The following is a 19,102-nucleotide window of genomic DNA, read 5'->3' as shown; positions in this document are numbered from 1 at the left end:
TATGGAAAAAATAAAAGTATTGTTTGCGGGGGAATCCTGGTTTTTTACGACAACTGAAACGAAGGGATTCGACCAGTTCACTATAGGAGGATATGAGACGGAAATCGGCCGGGTCAGGGATTACATGAAGGACTATGCTGACATTACTCACATACCGGCTCATCTTGTATGCCAGGATTTTCCGAAAACGGCGAAAGCCCTTTCAGAATATGACGTGGTTCTGATCAGTGATGTGGGAGCGAATACATTTCTGCTCCATCCTGATACCTTTTTCAGGAGCCAGACGACGCCGGACCTCATGAAAGCCATTGCAGAATATACGGCAGCAGGAGGCGCCTTCGGTATGATCGGCGGCTATATGACATTTATGGGAATTGAAGGAAAAGGAAGATGGCGCGGCACGGTGATCGAGGAAATCCTTCCTGTTACCATGATGGATGGGGACGACCGTTCGGAATGCCCGGCAGGCGTCGTAATCCAGATCGACCCAGCCAGTCATCCGCTCCTTTCCGGACTTCCGAAACAGTGGAGTCCCCTGCTGGGATATAACCGGCTTAATGCAAAAGAGGGAGCTGAGATTGTTGTGTCTTATAAAAATGATCCGATTCTTACAATTGGGACTTATGGGGAAGGCAGGACTTTCGCATGGGCCAGCGACTGTGCGCCTCACTGGATGCCTGGCGAATTTTGTGATTCCCCATGCAATAAGCGGTTGTGGAAAAATATACTTTCCTGGGCGTGCGGCAGGATGTAAACAATAATGTAAAGGAATATGAGGGATTGGGACAGGATTGAGAGAATGGGCCGAAGGCAATCGGGTGTGGGCCTGGAAGATGATAACAAGTCTTCCAGGCTCTTTTTGCTGGCAGGACTTATTAGTTTTCAATAGAGAGAAATATCCACATTTAAACAGCGCTGTAAGAAAAAAGTAAGTATTAAATATTTATCAGTACTTGACATTGCATAGTACCTGTTATACTATAATAGATAGATACCTGTTGGAGTCAGCGTCGGTGTTAAGGAACGGCACTGTTCTGAGCAGGTACATAGATGGTAGAAAAAGGTGATGGATATGAATGCACAGTTTAAAAAAGGGGTGCTGGAATTGATCGTACTGCTTTCCGTAACGAAACGGGACATGTATGGATATGAGCTGGTTAGCGAAGTATCGAAAGTAGTGGATGTCAATGAAGGCACGATCTATCCTCTGCTGAAGCGGTTGACGAATGAACATTATTTCGAAACATATCTTCGGGAATCTACGGAAGGGCCGCCCAGAAAGTATTATCATCTGACGGCTGCCGGGGTGCTTTATAAGGATACGCTTAAGAGGGAATGGAAAGAATTCAGGAAACAGATGGATTCGTTTATGGAGGAGTGTGATAAGAATGAGTAAGGCTGAATTTTTGCAGTGCCTGGAAAAAAGGCTGGAAATATTAAATCAGAAAGAGCGGGCGGATATTTTAAGTGAGTACGAACAGCATATTGAGATGCGGATGAAAGGCGGACTCACGGAGGAAGAGGCGATTAAGGATTTCGGAGATATAGATGAGCTTGTAGAGGAAATTCTTGACGCATACAATGTTAATCCGGAATATGGGAAAAAGAAAAATATACTTCATGGAAAAAAGGTAGAGGAGACGGTCACAAAGGGAGCATCGAAAGTGGGAAGAGCGTTCAGACGAGTCTGGGAGGCCGTATGGAAAGGGATTTCTTCGGCAGGAAGAAAAATCAGGTCCTGGTGCGGGGCATTTTTGACATGGTGCCGTTCCATTCTTCATTTTCCGGAAAAGAGAAAGAAGGAAGATACAATGGATAAAGATTGGGATATGATGACAGAAACAGGAACGGACCGGGCAGAGTCCTGCAGAAGAAAAAGGAGGGAGAGCGGAAACTGGATGTCTGCGGCAGGCAGGACGTGCGGATGGATCTGGCATGCAGCTCTCTGGTGCGCGCTCCTTTTCCTGAAATGTCTGGTGATTTTCTTCGTATGGCCTGTTCTTATTGCAGAGCTGGCGGCTGTTGTAGGATTGGGTATACTGATTGTGCTTTTATTTATGGGATATCCTGTGATCGGCCTGGTTATCATAACTATCGGCTGTCTGATGAGCGGGGCTGTCGTCCTGTGGCTAGTTAAGGAAATCCTGTTCCTGAAAATCAAAGGAAGCAGAGAAGAAGTAAACATTCAGGAGATTACGGAAACCAAAGAAGAAAGCGAGGTATGTGAGGCATGAAAAAATACGGAATTATGGCGGCTGTCTTTGCTGCAGGCCTGCTGTTTATCGGTATAGGAAGCGGGATTGCATTTGCAGAGTTTTCTTCCTTCACATATGGAGGCAAGAGCACATTTGGAAATGGCCAGATGGAGGTCAGGCGTTTTGAAGAAGAGCGTACGCCGGACATGGCCTTTCGCCTGGACAGATACAGGAATATCGATGTGGTAGAAGATGAAAACCTTCCGGCAGACAAACTGATTTTTGAAATTGAATACAACCCGGAATTCGTAGAGCCGAGAATTGAGAAATATACGGAAGAAATCGAGATTTTTGACGAAGAAGAGACTGCTGTGGAAGAGACAGTTGGAGAGGACGCGGCGGGAGGAGACATGGCCGAGAGCGATGTGAGCGGAGACGGCCTGACCGAAGAAGACAGGATAAGAGAGAAGATGAAAAATACAGAAGAAGTCTTTCACATCTGGGAAAATTCCAAAAATGAGATGGAGCTGATGTGGGGGGTGAAGGACGAAGTGCTCCGGTCGGTGAAGGAACGGAAAATATATGATTATGACGTGGAATATTTCGGGAAAATGACCGTATATATGTCCCCACAAGCAAAGGAATATTTGAAATACCGGTAATGGGAAAAGAAAAACGAAAGATAATGTTAGCACTCATTTTAAATGAGTGCTAATTTTCTGTTGACATTTTAAAAACAGAGTATTACAATATCTTATGTGTAATAAAAATGCAGTGACTGTTCATGGCATATGGAACGGTTGCAAAATATAAATTTACAAAATAAGGAGTGACTGGTTATGGCAGCAAAAACAGGCAGTTTGTCAATTAACAGCGAAAATATTTTCCCGATTATCAAAAAGTGGCTGTATTCAGACCACGACATTTTTTACCGTGAGTTAATCAGTAATGGATGTGACGCGATTACGAAGTTAAAAAAACTGGCTCTGATCGGGGAGTATGAGCAGCCGGAGGATATGGAGTACAAGATCGAAATCCGCGTCAATTCCAAGGACAAGACGATCAGCATCGTGGATAACGGAATTGGTATGACGGAAGAAGAAGTGGAAGAGTATATCAACCAGATCGCATTTTCAGGCGCTCAGGATTTCCTGGAGAAGTACAAGGATAAAGCGAATGAAGACCAGATCATCGGACACTTCGGACTGGGATTCTACTCCGCATTCATGGTTTCGGACAAGGTTACCATCGATACCCTTTCTTACAAAGAAGGTGCTAAGCCAGTTCACTGGGAATCAGAGGGCGGAACTGAATTTGAGATGGGAGACGGCGACAGGGAACAGCCTGGAACGACGATTACCCTTTACTTAAATGAGGACAGCGTGGAATTTTCAAATGAATACCGCGCCCGTGAAGTCATTGACAAATACTGTTCATTCATGCCGGTGCCGATTTTCCTGGTTAACGAAACGGCTGATCCGGAGTATGAGACAATTGAAAAGGATGAGCTGACAGAGAAGGATACGGTCGTTGAGACGATTCTGGAAGAAGCTAAGACAGAGGAGAAGGAAAATGAAAACGGCGAAAAAGAAGTCGTAGAAGTTTCCCCTGCAAGGGAAAAATATAAAATATTAAAGCGGCCCGTTCCGTTAAATGATGTCAGTCCCCTCTGGAATAAGCACCCGAATGAATGCAAGGAAGAAGAGTATAAGGAATTTTACCGCAAGGTATTCATGGATTTTAAGGAACCGCTGTTCTGGATCCATCTGAATATGGATTACCCATTTAACTTAAAGGGTATCCTCTATTTTCCGAAAATCAATACGGAATACGATACGATTGAAGGTACGATCAAACTGTACAACAACCAGGTATTTATTGCGGACAACATTAAGGAAGTCATTCCGGAATATCTGCTCTTGTTAAAGGGTGTGATCGATTGTCCGGACCTTCCTCTTAACGTGTCCAGAAGTGCGCTGCAGAACGACGGATTTGTTAAGAAAATATCTGATTATATCAGTAAGAAGGTCGCTGACAAACTGTCCGGCATGTGTAAGACAGACAGGGAAACATACGAAAAATACTGGGATGATATCAGCCCGTTTATCAAGTTCGGCTGCATTAAGGATGAAAAGTTTGCAGAGAAAATGAACGACTATATCCTGTTTAAGAATCTGGACAACAAATATATGACATTAAAGGACTGTCTGGAAGAGAACAAGGAAAAACACGAAAATCAGATTTTCTATGTGACGGATGAAAAAGAACAGAGCCAGTACATCAATATGTTCAAAAAAGAAGGAATGGATGCAGTCATTTTGAAACATAACATTGACAGTCCGTTCATCAGCCATCTGGAGCAGAAGAATGAAGGCCTGAAATTCCTGCGCATCGATGCAGACCTTCATGATACATTTAAAGAAGAAGTGAAGGAAGAGGATAAAGAAGCTTTGAAAGCAGATATGGATAAGCTGACGGAAGTCTTCCGAAAAGCTCTTTCTATGGATAAACTGGAGGTTAAGGCAGAAAAATTAAAAGACGCAGATATGGCTTCCATGATCACCGTATCCGAAGAATCCAGAAGGATGCAGGACATGATGAAGATGTACGGCATGTACGGTATGGACCCGTCCATGTTCGGCGGTACAGGCGAGACGCTCGTCCTGAACCTGAACCACCCGCTTGTACAGCATGTTCTTGCTCATACGGATGAGGAAAATACATCAAAAATCTGCGAGCAGCTGTATGACCTGGCTGAACTGAGCCACGGCAGTCTGACTCCGGAGCGGATGACGAAATTTATCGCCCGCACGAATGAAATTATGATGATGATGGCAAAATAAAATAAGAAAAACGAAGGCACTGTAAAATAAAGCACATGCCCTCGTTACCAGTTTGCGTTTCAGGGCCGCCGCCATGTAACAATATCTGGTACCGAGGGCATTTTTTTGATAATAAACCGTTTGAATCCATAATCATGTAAATTACTTCCTGCTGTATATTCATATTGAAAATATGAAAAGATAATGTTATAATAAGTAGTAATCAATACTACATAAGATGTTATTTGGCGCGGGAGGCAAGTTATGACCTACAAAATTATCGGTGACAGCTGTACGGATTTAACAGAAGAATTAAAGAAAGACCCTCATTTTCAGACGATTCCTCTTACCCTTCAGGTAGGCAGTATACAGGTTGTAGATGACGAGACCTTTGATCAGAAGAAGTTTTTAGAACTGGTAAAGTCCAGTCCGGAATGCCCAAAGACGGCATGCCCGTCCCCGGAGGTATATAAGGAAGCATTTGAGTGTGAGGCGGATCATATATTTGTGATTACTCTGTCTGAGCATCTGAGCGGAAGCTATAACAGCGCCATGCTGGGAAAGCGTCTGTATGAAGAAGAATATGGCGAGGACAGGAAGAATATCGCAGTATTCAGCTCCGATTCCGCTTCTTCGGGACAGATGAACATGGCGCTTTATATACAGGAGCTCTGTGAAGAAGACCTGCCGTTTGAAGAGATTGTAAAAAGGACACTTCGCTACAGGGAAGGGATGCATACGTATTTCGTGCTGGAATCTCTTGACACACTGCGTAAGAACGGCCGGCTGACTGGTCTTCAGGCCTTTTTTGCAACGGCCCTTAATATTAAACCTGTCATGGGTGCGGATCACGGCGTTATCATTAAGCTGGATCAGGCCCGGGGCATTAATAAAGCGCTTGTAAGAATGTGTGAAATTATCAGGAAAGAAACTGAGAATTCCAAAGAAAAGCGTCTTGTAATCGCTCACTGCAACAACCGTGCTAGGGCAGAGCTGGTCAGGGAAGAACTGATGAAGCATATGGAATTCAGGGAAATTCTGATAACAGAGACGGCGGGAGTAGCTACGGTGTATGCAAGTGACGGCGGAATTGTAGTAGCGATATAGAATGCATAGACGGAGAGCAGGAGCAGGCTGTAACGTAACATGTAAACTGAGAGTGCTGCAAAAAAGAAAAAATCATTACCTACGATACCGGATGGAGTGATCTGGCCGCTGGCTGGAACGAAATCTGATATCGAAGATATGTCTGATTCTACTTTTGCGGCACTCTCCTTCTTTATTTTCGCCGGAGGAAACTTTATGGCTGGATTGGACGGTGGAATCCTTCTATGGATTCAGGAATACTTGAGGGGGCCGGCGTTTACGCCGGTGTTTCAGTGGATCACGTCGTTGGGTGATCATGGGATGATCTGGATTGTTTCTGCCTTTCTGTTTTTATGCATAAAAAGGACGAGAAAAGCAGGAATAGCCATGTTTCTCGCCATGTTCCTTTCCCTTCTCGTCAATAATATGTTTTTGAAAATAATAATTGCCCGCACGCGTCCCTATGAGGTGATTGAAGGGCTTCACATTCTGATCGCCCCGCCTTCCGATTATTCCTTTCCTTCCGGCCATACGGCGTGTGCTGTGGCTGCCGCCGCCGCTTTCTGGATGACGGCGCCTAAGGATGAGCGGATATTTCTGGTTCTGAAGGCAGGCCTCCTGATACTGGCTGTGCTGATTGCATTTTCCAGGCTGTACCTTGGCGTCCATTATCCGACGGATGTGGCTGCCGGCGCTGTGTCTGGTGCGGCAGAGGCCTGGATCAGCGTCCGGCTGATTGAGAGGTACAGACAGTATCGATCAGGAGCTACAGGGTGATGAGAGAAGCTTCGCTCTGAACTTTCTGAAAAAAACTGCACGTATGGTATCCGTCCGCAACGGCGTGGTTTACGGATATGCCCAGCGGAAGCAGGAAGCGACCGTCGGATTCATGATATTTTCCAAAGAGGATTACGGGATAAAACATATTGGATTCTGCATACGTATCGCTGCCGTATCCGGTGAAAGTAAGCCATGGAACACAGGAGATCGGACAGAAATTAGGAGGGGTATCAGGCTTGGCTTTGATACCCTTTACGTTTTTGTACATTTCCATATCAGACACCGCCCGTTTGTAGAAAACAGAAAAATCTTCACTGTATTCTGTCCATATGTCGGAAAAGGTTTTGTCGTCATCATGAAATATGGTATAGGAAGGATGGCAGAGATCCCAGTATCCCAGATGGCCGTCTGAATCGAGGCTCATGCGCAACTCTTTCGTATCATTGACTGCGCGGATCAGGATATAAACGAATACAGGGTAGAAGCGAAGTTCCTTTTCTTTAACCTGTTTCAGTAAATTTGTAATATCGATCTCCGCATTCAGGTTATAGCGTGTTTTAATAATATTCCGGTAGTAATGATAGTGTTCCCGGCGTTCCCAGGTGTCCATATCAATCATGTGGAATCCCATGGCAAAAGCTCCTTTTCATTATGTTCTTTCTTCAGTTTATCACGAAATTTCGAAAAATTCACCCGTTTTCCAGATTCTTACAAATCATTAAGATTTCCATTATTCACTTGAATAGAACCATTGCCTGCCATATAATGAAAAATAGTTACGCGCAGGGAAAGCGCGGAACTATTTGCTGCGGCTTGACCGGAAGGTCAAGGCGATTCCCGTAGCTTTTAAGGAGCGAGAGAACGAGCGAAATAAAAATAGTTACGCGCAAAACGATTTGCTGCAAAGAGAGGTACTGCCATGGAATTACGACTGGCCGGTATGGATGATCTGCCGTAGCTGAGAGTGGTATTTAAAGAGATTATAGAACCTATGATCAGGAATAATGTCCGGATATGGGACGGGATCTATAATGAAGTGATCGCGGATGATATGGTTCTGCATGAATTTGGATTTGAAATTCCCGTGCCTATTTATGGATCAGGGAATGATTGTAATAAAATAAAGAAGATATTGGAGGGGTAACTATGAGAAAAAGAGGGTATGGAATCATTATTTCAGCAGCTTTTATGAGCGGATTGACTGCCTGTGGAAGCGGCGGCGCGAATCCGGCAGAACCAGTGAGCAAAACCGACACACAGGTGGAGACAGCGGAAACAGCAGGGAAAGAACAGGCAGATGAGGCTGACGAAACAGACAAAGCAGCTTCTGAAGCGGTAGTCTCGAAGGAGACTAACGGCGTGGAACGAACAATGAAAAGTGCCGGTTATGACAGGAGATCAGAAAGGGCTGCATTTATTTATGCACTGAATCAGCTTTATTCAAACCATAAATTGCCGGATGGCAGTGACTGCGGTTTTGATGGATATGGAGATATATCGGAAAATAAGTTTGCAGTATATGACGTCGATTCCGATGGAAGGGACGAACTGATTATACAGTATACCACTACATACATGGCTGGAATGGCAGCCGGCATATACGGCTATGATGAAGCGTCAAATACTATCAGGGAAGAACTGCTGGAGTTTCCGGCGCTTACATTCTATAATAACGGAGTAATCGAGGCAGGATGGTCTCACAACCAGGGCCTGGCTGGAGATTTTTGGCCATATACGCTGTACCGGTATAACCAGAATACAGATACTTACACGTCGGTCGGGATGGTAGATGCATGGGACCGGTCATACTGGGAGTCAGATTATGATGGAAATCCGTTTCCAAATGCAATTGACAGAGATGGGGACGGGATCATTTACTATGTTATGACAGGCGGAGAATATGAAGTCAATACGCCGGTCGACTCCAAAGAATATAATCAGTGGCGGAATTCCTATGTCGGCGGAGCGGAGGAGATTTATATCCCATTCATCGATCTGACTAGGGAAAATATTAACAGTCTGAACTGAATGGCAGTTACAGTCAGAGAAGAACTGGGGAACAGGCTGAACGGTAAATCATGTGATGAAAATAAGGAGCGTACATAAAATATGGATAAATCAGGTTTTCGACTCGATGGAAAGAAAAAGAAGGGAGTCCGTATCGGCCTCAGAAATACAGTTTTAGCGCGGCGCTGCTTGCAGGTGTGTGTGCTGCGGTGTTTCCCATAACCGTTATGGCTGACGAGGGCGGTCCTGGAGCGAACCTTACAGGAAATGAAACTTCAACAGGCCAGCAGACAGATACATCCGGACAGTCATCTCAGACAGAAGAACGCCCGGTATCTGCAAATGCATTTAAGAAAATAAACGGACAGTATGTAAATATGTATGGAGATCCTGTTCCGGGAGTACTGGCCAGAGGAGTAAGCGTTGCAAAATATCAGGGAGACATCGACTGGAACAGGGTCGCAGCGGATGACATATCCTTCGCCATAGCCAGAATCGGTTATGTGGACTCGCCGGATCCATACTATGACCAGTACATGAGAGGGGCCGCGGCCAGCGGACTGAAGACGGGAGTATATCTCTACTCCATAGCGGATACGGTGGAAAAAGCGGCTGAGGAAGCCAGGTATGCCGTACGTATGGCCAAGGAGTACAAAATTTCCTATCCCATCGCCATGGATGTGGAATCCAAGAACATCGGCGACGTATCGAAACAGGAACTGACGGACATTATTAATACATTCTGTAAGATCGTTCAGGATTCCGGGTTCCACCCGATTGTGTTCAGCTATAATGACTGGCTGGTAAACCGTATGGATACATCTCAGATCCCATATGATATCTGGTATGCCCGCTATGGAACCACACATGAATACCCAAACCGTACGATTTGGCAGTGTACAGAAGAAGGCCGTGTCGACGGAATCAACGGAAATGTCTGCATCGAAATGGCATTTAAGGATTACAGCCAGGTCATTCCCTCAGAAGGATGGAAATGTATTGACGGCAATTGGTACTATTATAAAGATTACCAGAAGTACACCGGATGGCAGCAGCTGGACGGCAGAATGTATTACATGGATCCGGCGAATGACGGAATCATGACGGCTGGAAAGGTCCTTGTGATCGAAGGCAGTTCCTATACATTCGGCAGCGATGGCGCCGTCCAGTAATATTCGGTAAAACGGGTAATTTCAATATTAATTAAGAAAGAAGGTCCCCCTGGGAAATTCCCCGCTCTTTAAAGCGTCTGGTCATGGAATTTAAGACCAGGCGCTTATTTGCGCTCCAAAGAGGGGCGACCAGCAGCTTTTTGGGGCCGTCCCCGCTGATTCGGTGGATTACGACGGACGGAGGCAGGTTTCCGATACAGTCGATGACAAGATCCAGATATTCCGGCAGTTCCATGGTTGGAAAAGGCGCTTTGCCGTACAGGGCGGCCAGCTCCGTGCCAGTAAGCACATGGAGCAGCTGGAGTTTGATTCCGTCTATACCGAGTTCTCCAAGAAAACGGACCGTCCGGAGCATCATTTCCCGTGTCTCTCCCGGAAGTCCCAGAATGACGTGGACGATTACGGGGAGTCCGGCAGCCTTTAAACGGTGAAAGGTATTCAGGAAACAGTTTAATGGATAACCCCGGCGGATAAAACGAGCGGTATCTTCATGAATTGTCTGGAGTCCAAGCTCTGTCCAGACAGGTTTTTGGACGTTTACATCCGACAGCAGGCGGATGATTTCATCAGGCAGGCAGTCGGGCCGTGTTCCGATGGAGAGAGCCGCGATATCAGGATGACTGGCAGCAGAAGAAAACAGCTGCTTTAAGTAGGGAACAGGTGCGTACGTATTTGTGAAGGACTGAAAATAAGCGATATATTTCCTGTCTCTTCCGGCGATTTTACGGGACACATTCTTTTTGGCCTCTTCAATCTGAGCATATACGGCCGGCGGGATGTGATCCAGAAGCTCCTGGGGGCATGGCGACAGAGGCGACATTCGGACAAATGAAGGATCAGAAAACAGCGGGACAGCAAAATCTCCGGAGCCGCCTTCACTGCAGAAAATACAGCCGCCTCTGCCGCAGGCGCCGTCCCTGTTAGGACACGTCTGCCCTCCGTCCAGAGCCAGCTTGTATACCTTCTGCCCAAACGTTTCCTTAAGATAATAATCCAGTGAATAATACGGTTTTCCATTCCAGTCTCTCACGCGGTCCGCCTCCGATGCATAAAATTCTCCCAATATTTTACCATCTGCCATACGAAAAGTCGAGTATCAAGATTTTTCATAATAACTTCGAAAAATATTATATTGTTGCCCCCTTCCCCCCAGTGGTATAATGTGCACGTAAGCAATGAGCCATGCAAGATCAGATATGAAAGTATTACCGTCGTGCTTGCACGTAAGGAAATGCTTCATGTCTGATCTTATAGGGCGAAAGCCCGTGACCGAGATGTAGCGGAGCGCAATCGAGGGCGCAGCATGGCGAACTCCCAAGGCAGGAAGTAAAAGCGTCGTGCTTGCACGTAAGGAAATGCTTTCATGTCTGATCTTATAGGGCGAAAGCCCGTGACCGAGATGAAGCGAAGAGGAATTGCGCCTTACACATTGGGAACAAATGAACGGAATCATCATTAAGGGGAAAAGGAGAAGCGATATGGAAGCAAAACAGACATTGGAGTTACTGGACAGCGGAAAAGCCGACGGCCTTTTTGCAGAACTTTACGGCAGTTCGGAAACAGCAGTTCAGAGAGAACGCTATAAAGAAGTAGTAAAGGGTTTTGAAAAGGAGTTTGGAGACAGGGATCTCCTCCTGTTCAGCTCTCCAGGGCGTACAGAGATCAGCGGGAACCATACGGATCATAATCACGGCAAGGTTTTGGCAGGAAGCATTAACCTGGACTGTGTAGGAGCTGCTGCAAAGAACATGTCGAATAAAGTACATATTGTCAGTGTTACATTTGACCAGAAATTTACGATTGATTTGAACGAGCTGGAGCCAAGCCCTAAGAAAGCAGGTACGGTTGACCTCGTAAAAGGTCTTTTAAAAGGATTTCAAAAGTCAGGATATGAGATCGGCGGATTTGACGCATATATTACCAGCAACGTGATCAGTTCGGCTGGTGTCAGCTCATCAGCCTCATTCGAAATGCTGCTATGTTCCATGCTGAATACGCTGTTCAACGATGGGAGGATGAGCACCGTTGCCTATGCCCATATTGGAAAGTTTGCAGAGAATTACTACTGGGATAAAGGGTCGGGCCTTCTGGACCAGATGGCCTGCGCCGTTGGAGGACTGATTACCATAGACTTTATGGAACCGTCCGTTCCGAAGGTAGAGAAGATAGAATTCGATTTCAGTTCCCAGAATCACAGTCTTATTATTGTCCAGACGGGAAAGGGCCATGCTGATTTGAGCGCCGACTATTCCTCTGTTCCCAATGAAATGAAGAAAGTTGCAGAATTTTTCGGGAGGGAAGTCTGCTCTCAGATTACAGAGCAGGAAGTGATTGACCATCTACAGGAAATCAGGGCGTATGCAGGCGATCGTTCCGTACTCAGAGCGCTTCATTTCTTTGAAGAAAATAAGAGAGTGGAGGAAGAAGTTAAAGCCCTCAGGGAAAACAGATTCGGCGATTTCCTTCAAAACATTACTGCGTCCGGCAACTCTTCCTGGAAATGGCTTCAGAACTGTTATACGAACAGCAATTATCAGGAGCAGGGCATTACGATTACGCTTGCGTTAACGGAGCTTTTCATCACGGAGAAGGGAAAAGGAGCGTGCCGCGTACATGGAGGCGGATTTGCAGGAGTGATTATGGCGATGCTTCCCAATGATCTGGTGGATGAATATGTGGACTATATTGAAAAGGCTACCGGAAAGGGAAATGCTTACAGGATGAGCATACGCCCTTACGGCTCTATTTGTATCAACGATTTGTTATAAAAAGCCGGATAGACACCCATGGAACATCTGAATCGGTCCTCAATAGAAGATCGGTGTCAATCCGTCTATAGAAGAATCAGTGCCAATCCGTCATAGAATGTCCGGACCGGTTCACCATGTATTTGACAGACGGCCGCAGAACGATTAGAATAAAGTATACCTGTACTCAGAAACCCATTATCCATCATAAATTGGAGAGGAGTATCTGATATATTGGGAGAAGCCGGCCGTTCTATAGGCGATCAGCAGAGCGCGGATATGCATGATACGGACCGGCGGCAAGAATACATGTTCAAGGGAGGATCATATGAAGGTAGAACAGAAATTACAGGAAATGGGACTTACGCTTCCGGACCTACCAAGGCCCAACGGTTTGTACGTGCCGTCAAGGAGAGTCGGTAATCTGATTTATATCGCAGGCCAGACGCCGGATATACATGGAGTACGCCAGGTAGTGGGCGTTGTAGGCGAAGACTTAACGATCGAGGACGGACAGAGATCTGCCCAAATCTGTGCATTGAATATCCTGTCGGTTCTGAAAGCAGAACTGGGGGATTTGGACAAGGTAAAACAGTTCGTGCAGATCATCAGCTATGTACGATGTGCAAAAGGATTTGGCGAGCAGCCGGCAGTTATCAACGGCGCTTCCGCATTGTTCCGTGATTTATATGGAGAAGCAGGTCTGGCAGCAAGGCTTGCCATCGGTACAAACGAGCTTCCGGGCGGCAGCGCTACAGAGATTCTGGCAGTGGTGGAAGTAGAGGATTAACTGAAATATTATGAGACTATGGTCTCGTAATACAAAATCAACCGGGTGAGCACCTACCGTATGCAAGGCTAATCTTGCATACGGTTTTTTTATTCAATAGGATATTGCTCCTATTGAATAAAAAACGCTCCGCTATGGACAGCGTGCCCCGCTTTATCGGGTAGGCGCACTCGCGCGTAGGGAATTATGCCGCGGAAGCGAACGCACTGCGGCGGTAAGGAATCATTTCGCTGAAGCGATTACATGCCCCGCGTTAAAGGGCCGCCGCAGGCGGAGAAACCAAGAGCGGGACTGTTTTTAATAAACAGGAACATATATCTGATGAAATAAAAACAGATTTACGGAGGTAGGAGCGTTGATGCAGAACAAGGAGAAAAGCAGCGCATACACGTTAATGAAATTCAGTTTACCGCTTATTTTCAGCGGTATTCTACAGCAGCTGTATAACTGGGCGGATGCGTTTATCGTAGGAAACGTGGATGGCGAACTGGCGCTGGCGGCAATTGGATCAACCAGTACGGTCATCAATCTATATCTCATGGCCATAACCGGTTTCACCCTTGGGCTTTCCATCCTGTTTGCACAGAAATTCGGAAGCGGAGATACGGCGGTTATACCTAAAATAATCACGGCATTTACCATACTTTTAGGAGCGGCATTTGGATTGCTTGCAGCCACAGGAATCGGACTGGCCCCTCAAATACTGCGCCTGCTGCATACGACCGGCGATACCATATCCATGGCGGAAAATTATTTGCAGATCGTTTTAATAGGCATGCCGTTCCTGGCTGTTTATAATGTTTATGCGGCCGCTCTCAGAGGAATCGGAGACAGCCACGCCCCTTTTCTGTCTATCTTACTTTCTTCGGCAGTAAATGTGGCGCTGGATATCCTATTTGTTATGGTTCTGCGCCTGGGCGTTGCAGGCGCAGCGGCGGCGACTGTGATTTCCCAGTCGGTAATGACCGTATTTTTGATTGTATACAGCTTCAGAAAATATTCCCTGCTCCGTTTTTGCCCGGATAAACATGCATTGGATAAGAAGTTCCTGATTCCGGGCATGCGCCTTGGATGTCCTCCCATGATTCAGTCCAGCGTAGGCGCGGCCGGCAGCCTGATACTTCAGAACTTCATGAACGGTTTCGGTACTCAGACGGTGGCTGCAATAACTACGGCGTACCGTGTGGACTCTATCGTGCTGCTTCCCATTATCAACCTGGGATCCGGGATTTCGACCATTGTTGCCCAAAATTACGGAGCAGGGAAGAAGACACGTACCCGGGAGGTACTTGCAGCCGGCATTGCTATTATGACCGCGGTCTCTCTGCTGTTGACAATGGTGGTGATTATGGCTGGAGGACGTCTTATCGCCATATTCGGCGCGGGGCCGGAGGCTGTACGGATTGGAGGCGGTTTTTTCCGGCGGATCGCAAGCTTTTATTTGGTCTATGGCATTGCTACAGCAATGCGCGGCTATCTGGAGGGGATTGGAGATGTGCTTTATTCCAGCATGTCAGGGATCCTGTCTCTGGTCTCGCGCATCATCCTGTCCTACTGCCTGGAACCGTTTTACGGCAACATGGTAATTGCGTTCGCAGAGGCTTATTCCTGGGGAATCCTGCTGGTCCTGTATCTTATCCGTATATCCTGGGTGAGGCGCGGCGGCCTCAGAAAACTGCGGCAGTAAAAACCTTGTGTATTTTCCATATTTCAGGCCTCTATTTTGAAAAATTAATAATTTATTTATAGGAAAACCATATATTTTGTGGTATGATGGAACCTGCTTCTGAAAGAAAGGACATTTTAGATGAGACAGAACAGGTTAATCACAATTTTTGCATACCTGCTTATGATTGCAGGTTGCATGGGAATTGTTTTCCTGATAAGTAAAGTAGCGGATACCGATTCTTTTCCAGAAGAGACAGGAAGAGTGATCATAGAGGAGACCCCTTCTCCGACAGACCCGGTGGACGATGAAACAGAACGTGCCCTTCAGCCCGCTGAGCCGGAAAGCAAAGAAGAACAGAATACGGGAGGCAGGAGAAAATGGTATACGGCCCGTCACCGGTCTAAGCCCCAGGCCGAACCGGAAGTGATCGAAGAGGAAGAGCCGAAAGGCCCTCCAAGGCTGATTCTGGCCACCGATCTCCATTATATGTCGCCGAAGCTGACCGATTATGGAAAGGCTTTTGAAGTGTTTACGGCCAGGGACGACGGAAAGGTGGAGCGGTATTCTTCGGAACTGCTGGATGCGTTTTTTAAAGAGGTGCTGGAATACCGCCCCAGTGCATTGATCCTGAGCGGCGATCTGACGGTTGACGGAGAGAAGATTAACCACCAGGAGCTGGCGGCCAAACTGGCGGCAGTGCAGGAAGAGGGCGTTCCCGTTCTCGTAATTCCGGGCAATCACGATATTAACAATCCGAACGCATCTTCTTATATCGGAGATGTGAGGGAAGAGGCGGAGAATATAACGCCGGAAGAATTTTACGAGATTTATCACAGCTTTGGTTACGACGGCGCTGCTTCCAGGGATGAGAATTCCCTGAGCTACCGATATGTACTGGACGATACACACTGGCTTCTTATGCTGGATTCCTGTGAGTATGAACCTTACAACAAGGTGGGAGGCAGAATCAAGGACGAAACGTATACGTGGATCAGAGAGCAGTATGAAGCGGCGAAAGAAGCGAATGCAGTGATGATTCCTGTGGCCCATCACAATCTGATGGGAGAGAGCCGGGTCTATCCGACGGAGTGCGCGATTGAGGGTGGGGAAGAGATAATTTCCATCCTTCATGAGTACAATGTGCCTCTCTATCTCAGCGGTCATCTCCATCTGCAGAGGATCAAACAGTTTCAGGCGGAGCCAGGAACGGTGGTAGATGATCATGTGACAGAGGCGGTAACGGCGTCTCTTTCCATAGCGCCGTGCCAGTACGGGGTAATCGAATGGAAAGAGGATGAGAGCATGTCTTATTCGGTAAAGACGGTTGATGTGTCCGGATGGGCGCGTGGCAACAGACTTGAAGACGAAAACCTGTTGAATTTCGATACATACAGTGAAGAGCTGGTGAAACAAGTTGTTTCTGATCAGATATATAAAAAGATCTATTCGGTTCCGGACGATATGAAGAGGAGAATGGCTGACCTCTACGGCCAGCTTAATTTCGAATATTGTGCCGGAAAAGAGGCGGATAAAAGGGAAGTCAGGGACAGCTACGGCTACGAACTCTGGGAGAAAACCCAGTCGGACAGCCAACAGCTCGTTCTGATTGAAAAGATGATGGCTGATCTGAAAGAAGACAATACCAGCTGGGAAAGCGGGCCGGCCAAAGAGACGGCTGCTGAAAGCAGTATAAACTGAAGTTTTATAAGCAATAATAGAGTAAGATTAGAATGGAGGAATGAAATCATGAAAAAGTATGTTTGTGATACATGTGGTTATGTATATGATCCGGAAATCGGTGACCCTGACAACGGCGTTGCACCGGGAACAGCATTTGAAAATATTCCGGATGACTGGGTATGCCCGCTGTGCGGTCTGGGAAAAGAGGCTTTTTCAGAAACTGAATAATGTGGTAATGAGAGAATGCTGGCCTCTGCCGCATTCTCTTTTACATAGAGATAAAGGATTGTAAGGAGATGGGGACAATGAACAAAGTAGAAGTAAGACCTGGTATTTACTACGTAGGCGCCGTAGACTGGAATGTAAGGAGTTTCCACGGGTATTCCACAGACCATGGAGCGACATACAATGCTTATCTGATTGTAGATGAGAAAATAGCGCTGATCGACACGGTGAAAGGGCCTTTTGCAAAGGAACTGATCGACCGCGTCTCTGAAATTGTAGATATGAAAGACATCGATTACGTCGTTTCCAATCATGTGGAGATGGATCATTCCGGCGCCCTGCCGGCAGTCATGAAGGAAGCTTCCAACGCTGTAATCGTTACCTCATCGCCGGCCGGACTGAAAGGACTTCAGGCGCATTACGGCACGGAGTATTCCTATCAGCCGGTAAAGGCCGGAGATACGCTGAGCCTGGGGAGCAGAACGCTGACCTTTGTAGCAACGCCTATGCTTCACTGGCCGGACAACATGGTGACATACTGTCCTGAGGAAAAAATCCTGTTTTCCAACGATGCCTTTGGACAGCACTTTGCATCCAACAAACATTTTGACCTTCAGACAGATTTAAGCGTTGTTTACCAGGAGGCGAAGAAATACTATGCAAATATCCTGATGCCTTATGGAGCTCAGGCGAAGAAGGCTCTGGAGATCGTGAAAGGACTGGATCTGGAAATGATCTGTCCAAGCCACGGCGTGATCTGGACACAGCATATTCCGGATATTCTTCAGATGTATGAGGAATACAGTTGCCAGCCGCCGAAAAAGGAGGCGTGTATCGTCTTTGACTCCATGTGGCACTCCACTGAAAAAATGGCATTTGCCATTCTGGAAGGCTTCTCCAGGGCAGGCGTGTCAGCAAAGCTGTATGATCTGAAAGAATGCCATATTTCCGATATCATGACGGATATTCTGACGGCAGAATACGTAGCTGTCGGTTCATCTACCTTGAACAACCAGATGCTGCCTACGGTAGCGTCATTTCTGTGCTATATGAAAGGGCTTGCTCCAAAGAACAGAAAGGGCTTTGCATTCGGCTCATACGGATGGGGTGGCCAGAGCATCGGACAGGTGGCCGAGAGCATGACGGGAATGGGCTTTACCATGATCTGTGATCCGGTGAAGCAGCTTTACATCCCTTCCGATGAGCAGCTGGGCGCTTTGGAAGAAAAAATATATGAAGCGGTAAAGGACTGATTAAATGACGGAAAAAGAAAAGGCGGCAAAAGGCCTTCTGTATGATGCAAATTATGATGAGGCGATTCTTGCGGAACGCCTGCACTGCCAGGACATGTGCTATGAATACAATCAGATCCGCCCGTCCAGGCTGGAGGAGCGCAGGAATAAGATGAGGGGAATTCTGGGCAGAACTGGAGAGACCTTTCACATTGAACAGCCGTTTTTCTGCGATTACGGATACAATATTGAAATTGGAGAAAATTTCTATATGAACTACAACTGCGTGATACTGGACGCGGCTAAGATTACGTTCGGCAGCAATGTTTTTATTGCGCCTAACTGTGGTTTTTATGCGGCCGGCCATCCACTGGATGCAGAGCAGCGCAATCAGGGGCTGGAGATCGCAAGGCCCATTACCATTGGAAACAACGTGTGGATCGGGGGAAATGTGGTGGTTGTTCCGGGAGTGACCATAGGAGATGATACGGTAATCGGAGCGGGAAGCGTCGTTACAAAAGATATTCCGTCCGGCGTCATTGCAGCCGGCAGCCCATGCCGCGTGATCCGGAAAATTACAGAAGAGGACAAGAAAAAGTATCATACCAGGACGGATTGACGGCAGAAAAAATAACAATACATAACTTCAAGTTATACAAACCATCAAAAACCCGTATGCCACGGAATATTGACTTTA

The 19,102-nt window shown here is 46.6% G+C and carries 19 protein-coding genes; 17 read left to right on the top strand and 2 right to left on the bottom strand.

Annotated elements, in window-relative coordinates:
* Window position 1: 1 nt before the first annotated feature.
* The 7 genes from DXA13_RS03100 to DXA13_RS03070 all read left to right on the top strand — a co-directional run bounded on the left by DXA13_RS03100 (window position 2) and on the right by DXA13_RS03070 (window position 6,880).
* Window positions 2-754 carry a glutamine amidotransferase gene (locus DXA13_RS03100; RefSeq protein ID WP_118241887.1) on the top strand — a complete coding sequence of 251 codons (753 nt, stop codon included), beginning with the start codon at window positions 2-4 and terminating at the stop codon, window positions 752-754.
* A 318-nt stretch (window positions 755-1,072) separates the two neighbouring features.
* Complete coding sequence (locus tag DXA13_RS03095) at window positions 1,073-1,396, top strand: PadR family transcriptional regulator (protein ID WP_118241991.1); 324 nt, start codon at window positions 1,073-1,075, stop codon at window positions 1,394-1,396.
* Complete coding sequence (locus DXA13_RS03090) at window positions 1,389-2,234, top strand: DUF1700 domain-containing protein (RefSeq protein WP_118241886.1); 846 nt, start codon at window positions 1,389-1,391, stop codon at window positions 2,232-2,234. Before DXA13_RS03095 ends, DXA13_RS03090 begins: the two co-directional genes overlap by 8 nt.
* Window positions 2,231-2,857, top strand: coding sequence for a hypothetical protein (locus DXA13_RS03085; RefSeq protein WP_118241885.1), 627 nt, complete (start codon window positions 2,231-2,233; stop codon window positions 2,855-2,857). The genes DXA13_RS03090 and DXA13_RS03085 overlap by 4 nt, the downstream gene beginning before the upstream one ends.
* 177 nt (window positions 2,858-3,034) lie before the next feature.
* Window positions 3,035-5,038 carry a molecular chaperone HtpG gene (gene htpG / locus DXA13_RS03080; RefSeq protein WP_118241884.1) on the top strand — a complete coding sequence of 668 codons (2,004 nt, stop codon included), beginning with the start codon at window positions 3,035-3,037 and terminating at the stop codon, window positions 5,036-5,038.
* 243 nt (window positions 5,039-5,281) lie between these two features.
* Window positions 5,282-6,124: a DegV family protein gene (locus DXA13_RS03075; RefSeq protein WP_118241883.1), complete on the top strand. Its 843-nt coding sequence runs from the start codon at window positions 5,282-5,284 to the stop codon at window positions 6,122-6,124.
* Window positions 6,125-6,319: 195 nt separating this feature from the next.
* Window positions 6,320-6,880 (top strand): phosphatase PAP2 family protein, encoded by a 561-nt coding sequence (locus DXA13_RS03070; RefSeq protein ID WP_118241990.1) that lies wholly within the window; start codon window positions 6,320-6,322, stop codon window positions 6,878-6,880.
* On the opposite strand, the gene DXA13_RS03065 is transcribed toward DXA13_RS03070, so the two are convergent.
* A complete protein-coding gene (locus DXA13_RS03065) occupies window positions 6,870-7,514 on the bottom strand; it encodes a chloramphenicol acetyltransferase (protein ID WP_118241882.1) in 645 nt (214 codons plus the stop codon). The two genes, DXA13_RS03070 and DXA13_RS03065, sit on opposite strands and share 11 nt — an antisense overlap.
* 360 nt (window positions 7,515-7,874) lie before the next feature.
* Here DXA13_RS03065 and DXA13_RS20870 point away from each other — a divergent pair, with 360 nt between their 5' ends.
* The 3 genes from DXA13_RS20870 (at window position 7,875) to DXA13_RS03055 (ending at window position 10,062) form a co-directional block, all read left to right on the top strand.
* Window positions 7,875-8,027 (top strand): hypothetical protein, encoded by a 153-nt coding sequence (locus tag DXA13_RS20870; RefSeq protein ID WP_181995510.1) that lies wholly within the window; start codon window positions 7,875-7,877, stop codon window positions 8,025-8,027.
* 2 nt (window positions 8,028-8,029) lie between these two features.
* Entirely contained in the window at window positions 8,030-8,911 is an 882-nt protein-coding gene (locus tag DXA13_RS03060) for a hypothetical protein (protein ID WP_118241881.1), read from the top strand.
* 188 nt (window positions 8,912-9,099) lie between these two features.
* Window positions 9,100-10,062 carry a glycoside hydrolase family 25 protein gene (locus tag DXA13_RS03055; protein ID WP_243008940.1) on the top strand — a complete coding sequence of 321 codons (963 nt, stop codon included), beginning with the start codon at window positions 9,100-9,102 and terminating at the stop codon, window positions 10,060-10,062.
* A gap of 31 nt (window positions 10,063-10,093) precedes the next feature.
* Here the strand turns inward: DXA13_RS03055 and DXA13_RS03050 are convergent, their stop codons facing one another.
* Complete coding sequence (locus DXA13_RS03050; protein WP_243008939.1) at window positions 10,094-11,092, bottom strand: TIGR01212 family radical SAM protein; 999 nt, start codon at window positions 11,090-11,092, stop codon at window positions 10,094-10,096.
* Between the two features lie 448 nt (window positions 11,093-11,540).
* Here DXA13_RS03050 and DXA13_RS03045 point away from each other — a divergent pair, with 448 nt between their 5' ends.
* The 7 genes from DXA13_RS03045 (at window position 11,541) to DXA13_RS03015 (ending at window position 19,024) form a co-directional block, all read left to right on the top strand.
* Window positions 11,541-12,830 carry a galactokinase family protein gene (locus tag DXA13_RS03045; RefSeq protein WP_118241989.1) on the top strand — a complete coding sequence of 430 codons (1,290 nt, stop codon included), beginning with the start codon at window positions 11,541-11,543 and terminating at the stop codon, window positions 12,828-12,830.
* Between the two features lie 307 nt (window positions 12,831-13,137).
* Complete coding sequence (locus tag DXA13_RS03040; RefSeq protein ID WP_118241988.1) at window positions 13,138-13,599, top strand: RidA family protein; 462 nt, start codon at window positions 13,138-13,140, stop codon at window positions 13,597-13,599.
* 358 nt (window positions 13,600-13,957) lie between these two features.
* Window positions 13,958-15,286, top strand: coding sequence for an MATE family efflux transporter (locus DXA13_RS03035; protein ID WP_118241878.1), 1,329 nt, complete (start codon window positions 13,958-13,960; stop codon window positions 15,284-15,286).
* A gap of 120 nt (window positions 15,287-15,406) precedes the next feature.
* On the top strand, window positions 15,407-16,966 hold the full coding sequence (locus tag DXA13_RS03030; RefSeq protein WP_118241877.1) for a metallophosphoesterase: 1,560 nt from the start codon (window positions 15,407-15,409) through the stop codon (window positions 16,964-16,966).
* Between the two features lie 48 nt (window positions 16,967-17,014).
* A complete protein-coding gene (gene rd / locus DXA13_RS03025; RefSeq protein WP_118241876.1) occupies window positions 17,015-17,176 on the top strand; it encodes a rubredoxin in 162 nt (53 codons plus the stop codon).
* Between the two features lie 77 nt (window positions 17,177-17,253).
* A complete protein-coding gene (locus DXA13_RS03020; protein ID WP_118241875.1) occupies window positions 17,254-18,426 on the top strand; it encodes an FprA family A-type flavoprotein in 1,173 nt (390 codons plus the stop codon).
* Between the two features lie 4 nt (window positions 18,427-18,430).
* On the top strand, window positions 18,431-19,024 hold the full coding sequence (locus tag DXA13_RS03015; protein WP_118241874.1) for a sugar O-acetyltransferase: 594 nt from the start codon (window positions 18,431-18,433) through the stop codon (window positions 19,022-19,024).
* Window positions 19,025-19,102: the final 78 nt, after the last annotated feature.

Source organism: Clostridium sp. AM58-1XD (assembly GCF_003464085.1).
In the GTDB taxonomy this organism is placed as follows: domain Bacteria; phylum Bacillota; class Clostridia; order Lachnospirales; family Lachnospiraceae; genus Lachnoclostridium_A.
The sequence above is the reverse complement of the archived record's forward strand: the minus strand, read 5'-3'. Positions and strand labels throughout refer to the sequence as shown.